Origin of the sequence: Herbaspirillum sp. CF444 (assembly GCF_000282135.1) — a bacterium.
Lineage (GTDB): Bacteria > Pseudomonadota > Gammaproteobacteria > Burkholderiales > Burkholderiaceae_D > Herbaspirillum.
Window position 1 is genome coordinate 65,246 of the sequence record NZ_AKJW01000011.1, and the last position, 20,868, is coordinate 86,113.

Consider the following 20,868-nt stretch of genomic DNA (forward strand, 5'->3'; position numbering starts at 1 on the left):
CCTAGTTTTCGTAAATCGTTAAGAGATGTTTTTTCAGATAGTCTGAAAGACTCTTCACTGTTGGATATTGGACCAGCCATTCAGGCTTGATTTCATGTTTGAACCGTTTTTCCAGTCTCATGGAGACCTGTGTGCCGGAGATGGAATCAAGACCATAGGTCTCGAAATGCTCATCGTTGTCCAACTCCGCCAACTCAAGCACGCTGGTCAGGACTTCCCGTATGCTGTCCACCAATGAGGTTTCGGCATGCACGGTGTTTGGCCTGGCCGGGGCGGGAGTTGGTTCAAGTTCAAGCAGTTGGAAAATTCTCTCGATGCTGGACGGGTCCAGCGCGCGCAATTCTTCCAGCGAGAGGGTGCCGGCGAGATCGTCAAAGGAAAAAGTTCGCCCTTGCGCTTTTTGGGTTTCCCACGTTTTCAATTGCTCGGAAAAATCATGGCCTTCGACTTGCGTGCTCTTGCTTGCAAGATGAAGATCATCAAGTAATCCCAGCTGCAGTAGCGAACATACGTTGTCAACGTGATTCACATAAGCCAGTCCAAGCTCGGCGCTGGTGTGCTTGAGACTCATCGCGATGACTGGAAACGCTTTTTCGATGTCGATGAGTGAAAAACCATCGGCGTGGATTTTTTCTCTTCGCTTGGCGTCCGAGCTGGCATGAACCGGATCGCTGATCCACGGGCCCCAAGCCAAGGCCCGCGTCTTTCCTTTGCGCAGCTTCATTTTCTGGAGGTCGTCCCGGTAGCGCGCAAATTCATTTTGGAACGCACAGGCATAAGCGTACACGGAAGATCCCGCCAGCCCATACGCGCCGATGGAAGAAAACAGCAAGAAGAAATCCAAGTCTTCGTCTGCGGAAACGATGTCCAGATTTTCCGTGCCGTGCACCTTCGCCAGCATATGCTCAAGACTATCCTCCCACGTCTTGCGCAAGATCAGCGTAGTGTCGCTGGAACCCGCGAGGTTGAGGATGCCATGCACGCGAGGATGGCGTACTTTAATCAGCTCATAGGTTTCACCCAGCGCCTTCAGATCGGAAATGTCCACGCTGTAATAGCTCAGATGACCGCCCAGTTGAGCTATCTCCTGTGCAAAATGGGCGATGGCGTCGTCGTGTTGACGGCGCGACAGGATGATGATGTCGGCGTTGAATTGTCCGGCGATTTTTTTGCAAAAATCCTGACCGATGAGACCGAATCCGCCCGCAATCAGATACGTTCCGCCATTCCTGAAATGGGTATCCAGGCTAAGGCCATCTGCATCCGCCGGCTTGCTTAAGCCGTCGAAAAGCACGGGGACTTTTTGTTTGATTCTTCTCTCGGCATTTTCATAAACGACTTGGGAGAAGGTCGCTGTTTGAAAAATTTTCCCCCTTTGCCGACGCGGTTTGTGCGGTTGCTGATTCAATGCATGGGCAGGATCGGCCAACCATTCTCGCACCGCCAATTGCAGGCTGTTCAGGCGTGGCGCCTCATTGTTTTCAATGATGGTCCAGGTGTGCAAAGGGTTCTCCATCATCGCGGCCCCCAGGAATCCGCTCAATGCGCCGCCACGGGGCGATGAAGACTCCTCGATTAAATACAGGGAGAGTCGTCTGTCGTAAGCCTGTTTCATCAAGGTTTGGCTGGCCTTAAAGACGGGGTATAAGGCCCATTCGTCCTTGGGGGACTTATCCTTCGTTCCCGTGAGAACAAACACCACATCAGGGACGGGGGAAAAATGCAGGTTGGCGTCCTGATCGCAGCTTAAGCATTGAATGGGGATGCCATCTTTCGCGCCGACCGATTGTTCTATCTTTCGAATCAAATCAGAGAGCGCAATGGCTCGCTCTTCCTCCCCCGAGCAATGGACAATCGCGATATTTTTCCCCGTTTGCGCATTGAAGTTGTCACGCCAGGTTATCTCATCTGGAAACGCTGCAGACACGGTCTTTTCATGAATGATCATCCATTGATGGGTGTCGCTCGTTTTGCTTGTCTCCGTCACCGTTGGCGGGATCACGTGTCGATCTCGCCCTACCCAATAAGACTCCTGGGCAAAGGGATAGCTGGGCAGGGAAATCCGCTTGGCGGTGTTTTTCTCATAGAGTGCGCCCCAATTGATACTCGCACCTTGCAACCAGCGCTCCACCAGATTGGCGGTTGTTTTTTTCTCCGGCATATCCCCGTCGTCGGCAGTCTCCTGATGCAATTTAACCTGACTGTAGAGAACGGTTTCGGGAAATTGCCGGCTGTCTACGACTTGCTGCAATTGCTCTTTGAGCGCATCCAGCGTCGCCACCATCATCGCCAGGCGATGTTCTTTAGCTTCTCTGCCCACTTGCAAAGTGAATGCCACATCGCGTAGTGCCGGCGGTTCTTGCTGCACCTTGCTTAATAAGCGTTGGCAGCATTCAAGCAGTTGCGGTCGGGTTCTCGCCGAGAGCAGAATCGCGTACGTCGCCGGTTCATCGCCTCCAGGGATCGCGGGAAGGGATTGCCGGTATTCTTCGACAATGACATGAGCGTTCGATCCACCCGCGCCGAAGGAGGAGAGGCAAGCAATCCGAGGCGATTGCCGACGCCAAGGCCATGGCTGCAATGTTTGCTGAACATAGAACGGAGTCTGATCGAAATGAATATTCTGATTAAGCTGTTTGGAATGCAGCGACGGCACCAGTTGGCCATGCTTCATTTGCAGCACTATCTTGGTGAGACCCGCCAGACCCGCCGCCGCTTCGAGATGTCCGATATTCGATTTGACCGAACCGATGGCGCAATAACCCGTGTCCTGCGTATGCTGCCTGAAGGCGTCGCAAAGACCCGCAATCTCAATCGGGTCGCCCAAGGAAGTACCCGTACCATGCGCTTCAACATAGCTCACTTCGCGCGCCGACAGTTGTGCGATGCGAAAGGCTTCCGCGATGAGTTTTCCCTGTGCCTTGGGATTGGGGACGGTGAAGCCGTGGGTCTTGCCATCGTTATTGATGACGGATGCTTTAATCACGGCATAAATGTTATCGCCGTCCGCCATCGCATCCTTGAGCGGGCGCAACATACACGCGGCGACGCCTTCGCCTGGCACAAAGCCATCCCCGCCATCGCCGAACGACCTGCAGCGGCCATCGGTCGAACTCATGTTGATCTGCGACTGCAGGATGTATTTGTTCGGATGAATCGACAAATTGATCCCGCCCACGAGTGCGGCTTTCGATTCGCCCGTTTGAATACTCTGTATCGCCAAATGCAAGGCGGTCAGCGAAGAGGAACAGAGGGTGTCGACCGCCATGCTGGGCCCCTGGCAATCCAGTATGTAGGACACGCGATTGGCGATGGCGCCGTAACAGGAGCGAACGGCACGGCCATTCCCTTGGTCATCAAATGGCGCGCTGAAGAGTTGGTAATCGCCATAGGTGACGCCAACGAATACCCCGACCTTCTTGTCGAAAGTGTGTTTGAGCGCCGATCTGTCATAGGCGGCATCTTCCAGGCATTCCCATGCGACTTCCAGAAACAAGCGTTCTTGGGGATCCAGGCTTGCGGCTTCTTTGGGTGAAATATTAAAGAACAGTGGATCGAACGTCTCCACATGCTCAATGAAGCCCCCCCATTTGTTGTAGTATTTTCCAGCGCCGATTTCGCCAGGCTTGGTATTGGCTTGAAAGTAAAGTTCGTTGTTCCATCTCTCCTTGGGAATCTCGGTGATGCAGTCCTTTCCTTCCATCAAATTGCGCCAGAACTGATCCAAAGTATTCGCACCCGGGTAGCGTCCGGCGAGTCCAATGATGGCGATATCGCCGATTTCCCCTGCCTGGCGCGGTGAATTCCCGGTTCCTGCTTTCATGACGGGGGAAGGCGCGTTGTCGCCACTGGGACTGTTAAAGAGAGACGCGACCGAAGATGGATGATTTGTCACCAGATACGCCGCCAGTTCGGCCAAGGTCTGGTATTCGAAGAACAGTGTCTTTGATAGCCCGGAGAAGTGTTGTTCCAAGACGGTATTTAACTTGGTCACCATCAGCGAGGTGATTCCATAATTGTCGAAGGTTTCGTTCGCCGAGATTTTTTCTGCGGGTATTTCGGAAACCTGCGCGTATATCATTTTCAGGTAGGCTTCGGTGTCTTTGGCAAGGGCGTTGCTAACGACAGCCGGTTCTTGAGGGGCGCTCGGGGGGAGAGGGCGGGCGTGACTCGGGCGCTCGCTCACCCAATGCACGTCGGCGGCGAAACTGTAGGTGGGCAAGGGGATGCGCATTTCATCGCCGCCGTGAAGCGCTTGCCAATCCACGGCATTCCCATTTACCCAGGCACTCGCGGCAAGCGGGAGTGGCCCGGTCGTTTGAGCCGACGGGCATCCTGTCCTGAATAAGCCGGTGTGATCGATATTTCCACGCATGACCTGCTCAAGTTTTTCGCAAAGATCGGGTATCGAATTCGCGATGATGGCAAGACGCTCCGGCATGTCAACACGGCCGACTTGCAAGGTGAATGCGATATCTTTGAGTCTTATCTGAATAGGCGGCGGACGCTTTAAGTAAGCATGGAGTTTTTCGACCAGGCTTAACAATTGCGTCTGCGATTGTGCAGACAGATTGACGAGGGCGGGTGCATCGGGTGCGTCGGGTGCATCAGGTACGTCAGGCGCCTGAGGGCTTTGATTCTCATGACTTTCGAGCACCACGTGACCCGCCGATCCTGCCGCGCCGAAGGCATTGATCAAGGCGATCTTGCGTCGTGTTTCCCAAGGCCTGAGCTGGTTATTGATGTTGAGTGCGCCGTTATTCAGTTGCAACATGGGATTGACAGGTTCGCAGTCCAGGCTGGGAAAAAGCTGCGCATACTGCATTTGCATCAAAACCTTAGTCAGTTGCGACAGCGCGGATGCGGATTCCAGATGCCCGATATTGGCTTTTACGCTGCCCATGTATAACGGATTTGCACGATCGCCAAAGACGCGCTTCAGTGCAGTCACTTCCGAAGCATCGGCAAGACTGGCGCCTGGCGCCGCGGCTTCTACATAGCTGATGTCCTCCATGTCAATGGACGAGTTTTTGATCGCCTGTTCGATGGAGCGCCTTTGATTGTCTGGATTCGGCGCGCCGAAACGCGAGGTCTTGCCCCCATGACTGATCGCGCTGCCTTTAATGACACCCAAGACAAAATCGCGATCTTGTATGGCTTGTCCCAAGGGTTTAAGGAGCACCGCGCCCACACCCTCGCCGACTACCCAACCGGCTGCATTTTTTCCGAATGGATAGCAGTGCCCGTCTTTGGATAACAAATCGAGTTGGTCGAGGTGAGATTGATGATAGGGGTGGCTCATCAAATTCACGCCCCCTACGACGGCTGCCGCACATTCACCGTTTTTGATGCTGCTGCAAGCAAAGTGCAATGCCGTCATGGCAGAGCAGCATGAGGTATCAAGGGAAATGCTGGGGCCTTGAAAGTCAAAAAAGTACGATATCCGATTCGCCATCGAGGGATGCGAGACGGGATCCACTTCCAAGCCATCCCAGTGGGAAGCTGCGTAATACTGGTAGTCGTTCCACATCGCACCGACGAACACCCCAACATCCTTGCTGCCCTGGTTCAATGCATGCGCTGTATAACCCGCGGACTCCAGGCATTCCCAGACTGTTTCCAGCAAGAGTCGTACTTGTGGATCAAGACTCCTGGCTTCGGATGGGGCAATTTTGAACAATAAGGAGTCGAATTGATCGATCTGGTCGAGGAAGCCTCCGTGATGAATATGGTCATGCCGATGCGCGTCGACCGCGTCCTTCGCGCTGCGATATTTTGTCGTGTGAGAAAATTGTATATCGACAAAACTCTTCTCGCCGCGCATCAGGTTCCGGGCAAACTCTTGTGGAGTTCGCGCGCCCGGATAGCGTCCGCTCAGGCCTACAATGGCGATATCATCCGACTGGCCGGCGACGAAGCCGGGTTGTTGCGGCTGGGCTCTTCCGGAAGTATTCAACGCTTGATACGAGTCGGGAAGAGGCATTTGATGGCTTCCGCACAGGAAACTATGCATCAGCATATCGTCACCGGAAAAACCAAAATCGGCAGCAATTTTCTCGAACATCATGCCGCCGATCGGACACGCCCCGATACCCAGTTCAGCCTGGCGTTCCAGCAAGAGCTGCCCCATGTACCCACTTTCCAGCAGGGAAAAATAAGCATGCTGCTTCTTTTGAGAGAGAAAAAGAGCGAATTGACTCGCTTGCGCGTGTCCCCGGTTGAAGGGCGTAAAACAGCTCTTGAAATCGACCGATAACGTCGATGAAATGAGCGTCAGATGATGGGTGTCGCGCTCGTAGCGATAGACCCCGCCAGCGAGTCCTTGCACACCGGAGGGTTGAATCAAAACGTGTATGTTGATCCCATGTTCACCGTCGATACTGGGGTACAGGTAACAGGATTCATTCTGTATCGACTTTGCTCTGAACAGAGATAGAACCAGACCCAGCGTTTTCAGTGGAATCTCACCCGTTTGAAAACTTCGCTTGGCGGAATAGAGCTTCTGCAATTGAGGCTCATGGGCGGCGGAGGGAAGAGGGATGATTTTCTGATCGTCCGTGATCACCCGCAAATGGGCGCGGGCCTGGTGGACTCGTTCCGCCTCGTCTTGCTTGGGAAGCTGAATGTCGGAGGCGCCTGCCGAGGCAATACAGTGGAGTTTTTCGGAGGCGAGCGCATTCTTTCTGTGGTATTCGCTCTTCCGTTCGCTCAGTTGCGGGCTCTGCGCCATGCGAGCGGCATGACCGCCCAGAATGCAATGAATGAAGCGCTGGCTGGGCTTGAGCTTGAAGAGACAGGACATCCTGTCGAAATCGAGTCCGCCCAGGGGCAGGAGCGATACATGATGTTGATGCAGTTTGCTTCTCAGCAGCTGACCGATGTAACCCGCTTCCAATATCACCAGTTGCTCACTGGACTGGCCATACAGCGGCGCGATGGCATCCATTTCTGCGATCATGAAGATGGCAAAACCGGACGATTCATAGAGTGCCTGGTCGTGGTAATAAAACGAAGCCGTTTTGATCTGCGCGCTATCATCGATGAGAACCAGTTTCCCGTCGTCGGGGTGATAGTAATAAACCCCCCGTGCCAGGTTCTCAACCGCATTTTCCTTGACCCAGACATATACCTGTATCGGCGTGAGACCGCCTGCGGAAGAGTAGAGGTATTTGCTCCTGCTTTCGACCCAGATGGGCTTGATCAAGCCGAGCAGTTCCCCCAGGTTTTTCAGCGTAGTGGTGTTGGCGAATGCCGATTCGGACGCCGGCTGATAATGACTCTCGTGAAAATCATCGACGGGAAGTTCGATGGTCAGGTTTGCAGGCGTTTCAACTGTTTCACCCTGGAAGTCTATGCCTCCATGCTGCAAGACGACTTCTGTTGAGACATACTTGGCGATGGCCTGAACCGTGGGCGTGGCAAGCAAGACGTCGAAGGGGATGGCAATACGATACTTATCCTGAATTCTTTCCACCGCCTGAACCAGGGTGAACGAGGTCGCGCCTCGATCGAACAGATCATCATCTGGTTTCAAGCTCACACAATCGAGTGCCGTCAGGAAGATGGCTTCTATCGTTTCCGTCACGCTGCTTATCGTCATGTTGCCTGACTCCCTTGTTGCTTCATTTTGTTTGCCGGAGCTGTGTTTTTCCTGATGCCTGAGCAAGCCATCGTCGGGGCTGACGACCGGCCACGGGAGCGCGGTTCTATCGAATTTCCCGTTGGCGGTGATGGGAATACTCGCCACCGTGACGACAATATTGGGCACCATGTAGTGAGGAACCCGTGCTTGCAGGTAGGCGCGCAAATCCTTGATCGCGATTTCGCCGGCGGGCTTCAATGCCAGATAGGCGACGATTTTTTGGTCGCCCGGCCTGGTTTCTTTGACCAATACCACGGCCTCAGCGATGTGCGTATGCTGCAGCAAATGAAATTCGATTTCACCCAGTTCGATTCGGAATCCTCTCACCTTGACTTGATGATCTTTTCGTCCGAGGAATTCGATATTGCCGTCCGCGTAAAATCTTGCCGAGTCGCCGGTCCTGTACATGACGGCATTCGGTTCGGACGCATAGGGGTCGGGAAGAAAACTGTTTGCCGTGATCGCCGGCGCGTTCAAATAACCGCGGCTCAAACACTCGCCACCGATGTACAAATCGCCCTCGTCACCAATTGAACAATGCTGCAGCTTTTGGTCGAGTATGTAATAGCGCGCATTTTGTATCGGGCGTCCATAGGGGATGCTGCGCCAAAGAGGGTCGATGTCGGTGACAGGAAAATAGTTGGACCATACCGTCGCTTCGGTGGCGCCGCCCAGGCTAATGAATTCCGCCTTGGGAAACAGCATGTTGATGTCGCCTGGAAGCGTGAGCGGAATCCAGTCGCCGCTTAAGAAAAACAGGCGCATATCGGACGGACTGCTCGCGTCCGTCCGCTCTTTCCTGAGGAAGGGCAAGAGTATGCTTAACGTACCAGGCGCAGAGTTCCAGAACGTCACATCACGCGTACAGAGCATGGTGGAAATTTGTTGCGGATTCTCTCTTTGATCTTCGCCGACGATGATGATTTTAGCGCCATAGGCAAGCATGCCAAATACATCAAAGACCGACAAGTCAAAACTCAGGCGCGTGATAAAGAGTGCGACATCCTGTTCGTCAAAATGAAACCTTCGCTTGGCCCATTCAATCAGATTGATGACGGGACGATGTTCGACCGGGACCCCCTTGGGTTGACCTGTACTGCCAGAGGTGAAAATGGCGTAGGCGGCATGATGGGACTTCACCGTATCGATTGGCTTGGACTCGCTTTCAAGCGATACGCCGGGATCAGAAATGGAGAGGAGGGAAAGTTCGGACTCCGAAAAAATCGCGGCTGTTGCCTCATTGACCAGGACGTGACCGATACGAGCGGTCTCGATCACGCGGAACAGGCGGGCGCTGGGATCGGACAATTCCAGCGGTACATAGGCGCCGCCTGCCTTCAAGATGGCGAGCAGCCCCACAATCAAATCCACCGTGCGCGGCAAGCAGATGCCGACATACACTTCCGGGCCCACGCCGTTTTTTTTCAGTTTCCATGCCAGCTGATTGGCTTTTCGGTTTAACGTCTCGTAGCTGTATGCTTGCTCGCGATCAGTGACCGCAATTCTCTCCGGGTACTTAAGTGCCGACGCTTCAAATAACTGATGGATGCAGGTCGCTTGAGCATAGGGGACCGCGGTGGAATTCCATTTCTCGATTTGAGCGTGTGGCGACGCTGCTCTGGTATCAAGCAAATCTTCATGATTTTCAGGGAGCGACACGAGAAATTGGTGATAGCGGTCGAACATCTGATCGATCACATCGCCTGAAAAAAGCCCCGCATTGATGTCCCAGCAAATTTCCAGTTCATCTCCCGTTTCAAAGCAAATATGATCCCATTCGACCTGGGTGGTGTAGCTTAAGCCGCCCACGCGTTTGAATTTTTCAGAGTGCCCAAGTGTTTTCAAGGGGGACAGATCGGAAAATACCAGCGGGAAGCGCTTCTCTGCATTTGCTTTCTTTAGCTTCCCTAAACCCCTTAATCCATTCACCAGGGAATGCCGCATGTCGCTCTTGAAGACGGCTGCATTTTCTAAAACACGCTGAACAAAGGAGCTGTTCGAGGGGGTATGCGATATCCAGGAAAGGGAAGTGAAATCCCCGATCACCTGATAGATGTCGGGATGCACGGGGTGGCGCTGCCAAGTGGGGATGGCGACGGAAAACTCCTTTTGATCCACCCCGTGTGCAATAACTTCCATAAACGCGGTCAGTAGCACCATCGTCGGTGGAACGTCCAACTGCTGCGCCAGGTTTTTGATCGCACCCCAGTTTTTCAGATGCCGGCTAAAGCGCTTGATCTCCGTGGTCTCTTCTGTTTTTGCGAAAGAAAAATCGGGGCCGGCAGGGATGTGGCTGAGTTTCGACTCCCAGTAGCTGAGACACCCGGCCTCACGCTCAGTGTGTTCGAAAGATCTTAAGGACGCGGCATAATCCCGATAGGTGCAGGCCGGTGCTTTGACTTCCAGCCCGGGATGTTCGTAGTGGTAAAACAGGAGTTCTGGCAGGTATTCTATGCAGGCGCCGTCGGCGACGAGTAAATCGATTTTACAGTGCAGCCGCGATGTTGAGTCGGAGCGTTGGGTGACGCGCAGGTCAAAGCAAGGCCAATCGCCCAGATCGGTGCTTGCCGCACATATCGCCTTGGCAATGTCGTCGCAAGCATCTTGCGCCTGGGCGGGTGCAAGGGCACGCAAATCGGTCGTCCGGATACGGTATTCCGGAACGTGTTCAAGCACCCTTTGCGTGCCATTTTTCTCAAATACGGTGCGCAGCAGTTCATGGGCTGAGAGTATTTTGTTCCATGTCTTTTGCAGCAGGTGGATATCAAGCTCTTGAATATCAAAACAAGCATAGATATACGAGGCTTTCGCACCGCCAAATTGACTACGCCCGAAGAGATAGGCCTGCTGCAAATAAGTCAGCGGAGCGGGGAGGGGCGTCGTCGTCAAGCGAGTCGCCAGAGAAGAAAAATGTTGAACGGTTTCCGCAACCGGCCATTTTCCGTGATTCAAGGCGCAGTGCTGCATCACTTCCAGGTAGTGCTGGAACACTTGCTCGATAAACCCGGCCGGATAAGTTTGTTTCGCGACATACCAGCTGATTTCAATTTGATTTGCTGTTTGAGACAGCTGGTGCTCCAGGCTAATGTGCGGGTTTTGCACCAATGAGTAGCTAATGGCATCATCAATCGGCGATTTTTCTTGATGCAAGTCACTCAGGAGCGAGGTAAATGCGATGGTCAGATTGGGCCAGCGCCGGTGTCGATTTTCCTGGCGCGCCAGTTCTATCGCGCGTATGCCGCTCACATGGCGGTGATCCAGGTCGCTTAATATTTGAGCGTGTGATTCCCTGACAAAGGATTCGAAATCGGCTTGCTTTGCATGCCTCGCTGCGAACAGACTGGTCGATGTGAAGGGCCCCACCACTTGATCGATGTCCGCATTTAATCGCATGCGATTAAATATGGTTAATATGAGCGAGAAATCCCCGCTGAAGCTGTAATGGTGGAGCGTATTGGTGAACAGGCACAAGATCAGTGTGCTGACCGACACCTCCAATTCCGCCGCTTTGCGTTTCAAGCCGCCGGAGACTTCCACGCTCAGCAACTGTCGGAGCCGGGTACAGGCTGAATCCGAGGAAAGGGCGGACTCAGGCGCTCTCAACAGTAGGGGACCATCGGGCAAATCGACCAGACGACGTTTCCAATAGGCTTCATCTTTTTGAACACGTTGGCTGGTCTGAAAATTCTTGATGGATAAAACGTAATCGCGAAACGAGGTTGCCGGCGCGGCGAACGTTTTTTCCGGATGCCTGATCAGTGTTTCCCACTGACGCAGGAGTAACTTGATGCTGGCGCCGTCGGCGATGATGGGGTCGATGGAGAAATGCAGGAGGCATTCTTCTTCAGTTTCATTCTTCGTTTTCGATATGCACAATGCAAACAAGGGAAACTGTTTGGTATCGTAGATTTTTTGTGTGAGCTTGCCTCTCAATTGACGGCGCATTTTGTTCTGCTCCGCCGGTGGCAATGCACTATAGTCAAATTGCTCAATGCGATAGGGCGCGACGTGCTCAAGTATGCTTTGCTGGCCATCATCCGAGATCACGCAGCGCAACATCTCATGTTTGGCTACGACATCGTTCCATGTCGTGTTGAGCCTGTCGATGTCCAGCCCAGGCAAACGCAGCTCGTAATAAATTAAACTGCCGACCTTGATGCCCCATGTCGATCGCCGCCCCAGCCAGTAAGATTGCTGCAAATCCGTCATGGGAAAGGGAGCAAAACGCAGGTCCGGTTGATGGATCAATCGGGGGGATCCGTACTCGATGGGTTCTCCGGTTGAAATAAGATTGTTGAGTGTGGCGACCAGCTCGTTGGCGCTTTGATCCAACCGGAAACAGGACAAGGGAAATTCGTAAGCCGACTGGCTTTCGAGCGCTGATTTCAGGGACAAGACCTGGATGGAATTCAATCCGAAATTGGATAAGGCGGTCTGGCCTTGCAATTCATGGACGGGAACTCCCAGCAGTGACTCCAGCTCTCCCAATACCACTGAAGACAGATCGGCTGTCCGTATGCTCGCAGTGGGCGGAGTCCATGCGAGAGAGGACGAACGGGATGCCTGGGATGCCTGAGGGGCGGGGGTGATCCAGTAGGATTTCGTCTCAAATACATAGGTAGGAAGCGGGATTCTTTTCCTTATCCCGGCAGGAAAGTGAATGGCAGCCCAATGCATGCGAAAGCCGCTGCGCCACAACTCACCGACTCTATCCAGTTCGCCGTTTTTTACCCAGTGTTGCACCATCGGTTCCACTTGGGAAAGGGGGAGGTTTTTTAACAGGTCGGCATCAGCGCCTTGGGCTGCTGCGGTTTTCTGGATGTCGTCGTCATCGGAATCAATGAAGTGACCGAGTTTTTCAAGCAGATCGGGAAGGGAATGTGCAACAAAAAAGACCCGTTCATTCAGCAATTCTCGCCCGGCGAGCAAGGTATAAGCGATGTCCTCCAAGTACAACTCATGAATGCCGAACAGTGAAAATTCTTGTTTGTTGACGTAATCGACAAGTCGTTGCGCGAACTTTTTGAGTTGCTTCAGTGTTCTCGCCGATAGCACAATCAGCTCTGGCTTTTGAGCAGGGGTGCGCGGGGCGGACTTGTGATCGAGATACTCTTCCAGGATCATGTGCCCATTGACACCCCCAAAACCGAAGTTGTGAATGCCGATATGTCGCGGTACACGGGCACCGCTTGCCATTTTGGATGGCCAATGCGTGGTTTGGTCGACGGTCTGACACGCGAAAGCGCCGTCACCGTCATCCCAATTGAGCGATTCAAAATTGCCGATCTTCGTTAAGGTATTTTTGTTCAGCGAGAGGGTGCACTTGATTAAAGACACGACGCCTGATGCACTCGCCAAGTGCCCGATATGGCCTTTGAGTGAACTGAGCAGGAGTTTGCCAGGCAACACGCCATGTTCAGATGTGCGCGAAAAAACACGGTGATACGCCTGAAGTTCAACCTGGTCGGCAATCGGATTGGCCGTGCCTTGCGCTTCGAGATAATCGATATCGTTGGCGCGCAATCCCGCCTTCAGCAGAGTCTCCTCGATGATTTCGCAATGCGAGCGTAGGTTGGGAGAGAATAGGGAAGCCTCGCCGCCGCCATGCCGCACGCTCATTCCCTTGATGACGCCAAGAATATGATTGTTGTCGGCGATGGCGTCTTTCATGCGGCGTAGACAAACCAGTCCCACGCCATCACCAAAGAAATGCCCGGTGGCTTTTTTATCGAAAGGCCGTATCCGTTCTTCACTGGTGAATAATCCGAGCTTGCGATTGTAGATCATCACATCGGGCGCCAGGACGAGATTGATGCCGCCTGCCATCGCCATATCCGCATCGCCATTACTCAAGCTTTGCATGGCGGAGTAAATCGCGCTGAAGGAGCCGGCACAGGCAGCGTTGACGGTCGACACCGGGCCTTTCCAGCCAAAGAAATGCGACACGCGATTCGCCAGCATGGAGTGCGCATTGCCGACATTGAATTGGGGATCGACCGGATAGCGATGGAGCTTGATCAGGTCAAGATAATCCTGGCGCTCGGCAGCGACGAAAAAGCCGACTTTTTTGTCCGCCCAGTCTGCCTTTGCGTAACCTGCGTTTTCCAAGGTCTCCCAAGTCGCTTGCAACAGCAGGCGCTGTTGAGGATCGATCAATTCTGCTTCTTTGGGCGCGATGTGAAAGTGAAGCGGATCGAATTGGTCAACATCGTCAATAAATGCGCCGTAACAGCAATCCGTTTTGTTGGCATCCTTGATATCGCCAAAATAGTCTTGCCAAGACCAACGTTCTTTGGGGACCTTCTTGATGATCGGTTTTTCATTGAGCAAATTCGACCAAAATTCATGGATATTCTCAGCGCCAGGGAACCTGCCTCCCATGCCGATGATCGCGATATCCTGATCCCCCCATGCTTGAATCTGCCGGGACGTGCGTGGAACGGGCTCGGGCGCCAAGCGCGGCGGCGGCTCCTGCACCGGGTTCATGGCATTGGCGGAGCTTGAGTCAAAATACGACGTGTGGAGATGACGGCACAATGATCCCAGCGAGCCATGTTGCATGAAAGTGGTGGGTTCGAGGCGGATATTGGGATACTGCGAGAGGAGTTTTCGGGAGAACTCCGTGAGTAGTATCGAATTAAATCCATAGTGGCTCAGGGGCTCATCGGGAGCGACAACCTGAGCGTCAACGCCGAGAGTCGTTGCCACCAGGCGTTGGACTGTGTCGAAGAAAGCCTCGTAAGGGATTGCGGAAGAATGTGATGTGATTGGCTTTTTTGCGCCGTTCTGTTTGATGGCGACATGCAGGGCCTCGATTTTCCGTATCGCTTCTTGCTCCGACAGATCGCCTCGTTTGACACGTAAAATAATATCGCTCGCATCGTGCATCATTTCACAGATCCATTTCAGTTAATGTATTGATGAGGGTGCGGGTATCTACTTCACCATTTTTGACCCTGAGGTATAGCTGCTTGTAGGCGTGAAGCTTGATATTTTCGTCGTGCGATTGCGGCACTTCGTCCATCTCGCTCATTTCGGTCATCTCGCCCATCGTCATGAATTGACGCGACCAGTCGAGATGGAGGGGATTGTCAAACGCCCCCTGTGCGCCGAGGAATTCTTCCGAGGTAATCTCTTTCCGTGCGAATAAATCTTGCAGGCTTGCTGTGCCCAATCCTGCGAGAATCCGATATTTGAGTTTCTGTAACTCCGGATCGTGGCGATCATCATGAATGAGCGAGCGGCGCTGACATTCCTCGAGGCGTTGCTTTGCATGTGGATCGGCATGATCTCCCCGTAATCGATAGATCATGGAAAACGCGGGTGAATTCAGGATTTTCCAGAACTCCTTGAATTCCTCTTCAGGTTTGGGCAACAGTCCCAGTTTCAGGCCAAAGAGTATGCTGGCGATGGGCGCGACCACAATCTGCCGGGGATGGTTGCGGTAGCTCAGTTCCTCCGGGGACAACTGATACGTGCCGGATTGAATTCTCGCGTACCAACGTGCAACCATCTCCAAAAATGGAAACGTTCCGACCGTACCGATATCGAGCAAGCCGTACAGGTTCACGAGGGTGGGATCCTGTTGATAAAAGAGTCCCATGGAAAAATCTTTGACAGGATCGATGCCTTTCAGGAATGGATAATTGTGCCGATATTCGTATCCGGTGCAGAACACGATCGCATCCACCTCTTTGAGCGAGTTTTCCTCGTTGGAAAACTGGCAGCCATTCTCGCCAAGCGAGACGATCTCGTCGAAAATTGGCGTGATTTTCCCACTGGCCACGCAGGACAGCACACCGTCGTTAATCAGGATAAATGGATATTTTCTAAACTCCTCCAGGCTTGGAAACAGACCCGTGCTTTGATAGAGGGCATAGTAGTCGGGCATGGACAACGATAAATTTTCAAGATTTCTCCGACTTCTGATGTCGTCGGGCATGAGCAGGTTGGCGGGGGATACATAATCGTTAGGCAGGAAACCTACCATGCGCGGCAGCACCAACCGCAATGACCGCATGCTCCAATACACCTTGCGCGCGACTTGGCTCGCTTCTTCTGCGATGTCCATGCCGCTTACACCATTACCCACGACCAACACGCGCTTACCGGTCAATATCGCGCTATCAAAATACGCTCCCGCATGAATGATCTCGCCACGAAATTGATGCAGGCCTGGAATCGATGGCATTTTCGGCACACGATACCGCCCCTGGCACATGCATACCCCATCGAAATAGTCGGTTTGCATGAGCGGCGCCTTATCCGCGCCCTGTGTTTTTTCTATGACGACTTTCCACGCTGAGCCCTCTTTTTCAACACTCTTCACCTGGCTTTGGTAATGAATGATGGACGTCAGCTTGAAGCGATCCGCGTACTGTTTGAGATAGGTGTTGACCTGAGCAAGACTTAAGAACGCCTCATCGACATCGGGATAGAAGTCAGAGAAAAAACTGGTGTCTTTGGAGTTCTGAAAGCGTGTTTTTTGATATGCACCCGCTTCTTTTTGTTGCTTCATGTTCCAAATGCCACCCAAGACTTCTTCTTTCTCAAAAATCGTTGGCAAATGACCTTCTTCCAGGAGGGATTTGGCCGCCACCAGGCCCGCCGGCCCGGCGCCTATGATGCAAATGCGTTTTGGGCGCTTTGTTGTTGGGATCGCTTGGGTGGATGCCACGTTGGATGTCTTCCGCAGCGGGTACCAATAGCGATCAGTCGAAAACGGGTATGCGGCCAATGCGATGCGTTGTCCGGAAGAGGAGGCCAGATAGGCGCCCAGATCGATGTCTTGCCCCTGAACCCAAAGTGCGATGGCGTCTTGCATCGAACTGTGTGTTGCCAGGGAACCGGGCTGCGCTACGCCGCGCACAACATGTTCTGAAATGGGGGACTCGTTCGACAGGTAGGCATGCAGATGCACAATGATTTGCGGGACATCTTCCGCGATGAATGCAAGCCGATGCTTCATTGCCTCTCTTCCGAACCACAGCGTACAGGCGATATCCTGTAGCGCGCTGGAGGGATGCTCCGCCAGGAATGTGGCAAGACCAGATGCCAGGAGACGCAAATGTTCCGGCGTTCTGGCCGATATCACGATTGGTAGCTTGCCTGATGTTCGGGATGTTTTTATTGGCGACGGATATTCTTCGATGATCGCGTGGGCATTCACGCCAAAGCCATATCCGTTGACTGCGCCGCGACGAGGCAAAGCTTTTCCGTCTTCACCCGGGAGGGAATCCCACGCGCGGTTGTGCGGTGAAAATTCAAATGGCGTATCGATGATTTTCGGATTGATATTTTCTGGCGTGTACCTTGGCAGGCCGGGAAGAATCCGGTGTTGCAGCGCAAGGACCACTTTGAAAATCGCAGCCAATCCCGATACGACTTCACCATGCCCGATGGTGGTTTTCAAGCTGCTGATACTGATTTTTGCTTGGGGGGAAATGGCGGGCGTATGTCGAAATTCACTGTCAATCATGTCGACCAGACTCTCCTTCAGTGCGCCCATCTCGATCGCGTCTGCAACGGGCGCAGCAATGCCGTGCGCTTCCACGTAGGAAACCGTACGAGGATCAACCGACGCCGCTGTATAGGCTTGCGAGATCGCGCTTTTCATGCCGCGCGGATTCGGCGCGGTCAAGGAAATTCCTCGGCCGCCGTGCGCGACGCCCGTCCCCTTGATCACAGCGTGTATGGTGCAACGATTGGCGATGGCCGTTTCCAGGGGCATGAGCACCATTGCACCGACGCCTTCCGATCGGACGTAGCCTTGGCCGCAACTTTCAAAGGGTCTCGCCGTCCTTTCGGCGCTGAGCAAGCCCATTGCCTCGTAGGTGGAAAATGCGTCGGGACTCAGCAACAGATGAACCGCCCCCACAATGGCTTGCTCACATTCGCCGTTGCGCAGAGAGTGCATGGCGTGGTGCAGGGCGACCAGGGAAGAGGCGCAGGTTGCCTCTATCGCTTCGTTGGGGCCGTGCAAGTCAAAAACACTGGAAATCCGATTGGGAATCATCGACGCGAGAGCGGCGGTTTTTGCGTAAGCGCTATCCTCTCCCGACAACGCTATGAGGTGCTGATAATCGCTTTGCCCCGCAGCGATGAATACGCCTGTTTTCCTGGCGCTGAAACTGCCTGGTTTTATTCCCGCGTGTTCCAGGGCCCACCATGTGTGCGTCAGTAACAATCGCTGTTGCGGATCCATGACACTTGCTTCGCGGGGCGAAATGTCAAAGAAAAGCGGATCGAATTCATCCACGCCTTTCAGAAAACCTCCCCACGTAATTCTTGTTTTGCCGAACGCGGTTTCGGGGCTGCCAAAAATGGTACGCGAGTCCCAGCGCGCCTTCGGTACTTCGGATATGCAATCCTTCCCTTCGACGATGACCTTCCAAAATTCTTCAAGATTGACCGCATCGGGAAAGCTGCCTGACATTCCGACGATCGCCACATCGTGTGCCGACACTGATTTTTCCATGCCCGATGCTTCATCTGATGGAGGTTGGCACTCCGAGGTTGCATCAGTTGCATCAGTTGCATCAGATGCATCAGATGCGTCAAGAATATACTGGGTGAGTTTGCGAACACTGATATTCTCAAACAGCGCGGTGAGTGGGAGAGGGGACTTGAGTTGGCGATTGATGGTGTCCATCACTTCATATGCGGACAACGAGTCGCCACCTATCCGAAAGAAACTGTCGTCCGGGGCAATGTCATCGAGCCGCAAGTGGCGCCGCCATGCGTCCAAAATCAATTTCGATACATTGCCTGGATTCAGCTGGCCACTGAGGATTACTTGCTCCGGTCCTTGGCGTCGTGGCGATAAATTCAGCGCGCGCAAGGAGATTCGATCGACTTTTCCGCTGCTTAGATGAGGGATCTTTTCTACCGGCACGAAGGCCGCCGGGATCATGTAGTCGGGCAGGGACTTTTGGAGGAAATTTATCAGTTCTTCATGTGCGACGCTTGCCTGCTCTGTATGTGATTCGTAATACGCCACCAATTGAGTCGTATTCTCCAACGGCTTATCCAACACGACCGCGGACTTGATCGATCCATGCGTTTCCAGCACTTTTTCGATCTCACCAAGTTCGATACGAAAACCGCGTATTTTTACCTGGGTATCGATTCGTCCAAGATATTCAATGCTGCCATCGGCGCGCCATCTTGCGAGATCTCCGGTTCGGTACAGTTTTTTCTCATGCCGCTTGAACCACCTTGAAAAAGGGTTTCGCACAAATTTTTCTTCGGTGAGCGCGCGTCGATTCCGATAGCCGCGCGCAAGTCCAGGTCCCGCAACACAGAGCTCCCCAACCACTCCCAGCGGCAACGCTTGCTGATGGTGATCGAGAACATACATCTTCGTGTTGGAAATGGGCTTTCCTATTGGCGTGGTCGAGGCAGTGGAATGAGCATGTGATTGCTTGCAACTGAAATACGATCCATAAATCGATACTTCGGTCGGACCGTAGATATTTTCGATCTGAACTCCCTGGAAAATATCTTGCGCGAGTCTCACCACCTCAGGCGGAAAGGCTTCTCCCGCGACCATCAAATACTTTAGCGCTAAATGTTCATTTGAAATCGCCTGGTTGCGTACGCTCAATAAAAATATTCGCAAGGCGGAGGGGGCAAAATTGAGGTGGGTGATTCTCTGCGCCTGGATGAATTTGAAGAGCAAGTCCGGTTGCTTTTCAAGCAGCGGAGGCAAGATCACCAGACGCCCTCCACCGAAGAACCAACCGAATAATTCCGAGAGGGAGACATCAAAGGTGTAGTGCGTTTTTAATGCGTAGGCATCCTCTGGTTTGACGGGATACTGGTGCTGCAAAAAATAGAGCGTATTCATGATATTGCGATGCTCTATCTCTATGCCCTTTGGTTTTCCTGTGCTGCCGGACGTATAAATAACGTAGGCCAGATTGTTGGGTTTCGTGTGACGAACCAAGGCAGGTGGTTTGCCTGATCGAGCCATGAGCTCATCGAAAGCATGCAAGCGAACTTGAGCGGACTCAAGCTGAGAGAGCGCCAAGGACGCATGGCTCTGCCGGATACACAGGCTTGCTTCACTGTCTTTGAGGATATAGGCCACGCGTGCGCTTGGCGCATTCGGGTCAATGGGAAGATATGCGCCGCCGGCTTTGAATATGGCAAGCAGCGTGATGACCATCTCAAATGATCGTTCGAAACATACCGCGACGAGAACCTCGGGGGCGACGCCCATCTCTTGCAAAATGCGCGCGAGACGGGTGCTCTGCTCGTCCACTTCTTGGTAGCTCATCGCGATGTCGCCGTAAACCAGCGCTACGGCGTTGGGGGACTTCCTGGCTTGCCGACTGAAAACCTCATGTACCAGTTGGACGCCGGGAAAACGACGGCCGGTATCATTCCCAAAACTGAGCAGGCGCGATTGTTCCCGACGGCTTAACAGCGGATAGCTTTGAACAGGCTGATGAGCCCGACTTATTCCATGCGACAAATAGTGGTTGAAATGCTTTTCAACCAGACGAAAACCCGCCTCTTCGGATGTGTTCAAGTAGTAGCGCACTTCCAGCTCGTAATGCGAATCCATCTGCCTTATCACCAGGCTGAGTGATTTATTTTCTTGCTGAGCTGCTTTTAGCGCTTCCTCATTGACGCCGAAATACCAATCAAGTTGAGTGACAGCGGCAGAGGACGTTGGCTGAGAAGATTTGAGCTGAACCACCAGATCGAACAGGCTTGTCTCTTTAGTGAATGAGACCGTGGCGTCAAGCAATTTCACGATGCCGATATTTTCCATCGACAAACGCAGTAAGAACGTCGCCAGGCTTCCCAAGAAAACAATCGGGGCCGGGATAGCGTGGGAGTGAACAAAACGATCGACTTGACGACTGATTCGCTTCTCAGTTTGAACACGAATGCGATGGCATCCATTCCCCGAAATATCCACTGGTTGTGCATGTTCCGACGGTGGGGGGAAGCGTGGAGGATCGGTATGCATTTTTTTATAATTTTCCCAATATTTGTCAGCGTCGACATTTGAAAGACCCGCAAGAGCACGGCAAGCAACCCGGCACAAAAAGCCATCGCTTCCTCATGATCAGGCGCAGCTTATAACCGGCCGCACAGAATCGCCTGCATGGCATTCCTGAGTGCTCCCTTGAGCCAGTTTTGCAGAGCTTGCCATCCGTCTCACATATCAAAACATCGGTTCAATAGCACTGCGCCATGTGATCCGAGACAAG

At 53.1% G+C, this 20,868-nt stretch carries 2 protein-coding genes; both read right to left on the reverse strand.

All coding sequences use genetic code 11. The annotated features are described in order from the left end of the window. Position 1 precedes the first annotated feature (1 nt). Entirely contained in the window at positions 2–14,533 is a 14,532-nt protein-coding gene (locus PMI16_RS02040) for a non-ribosomal peptide synthetase (protein ID WP_007875875.1), read from the reverse strand. Position 14,534: 1 nt separating this feature from the next. Next, positions 14,535–20,624, reverse strand: coding sequence for an amino acid adenylation domain-containing protein (locus PMI16_RS02045; protein ID WP_081493352.1), 6,090 nt, complete (start codon positions 20,622–20,624; stop codon positions 14,535–14,537). Between the last annotated feature and the right edge of the window lie 244 nt (positions 20,625–20,868).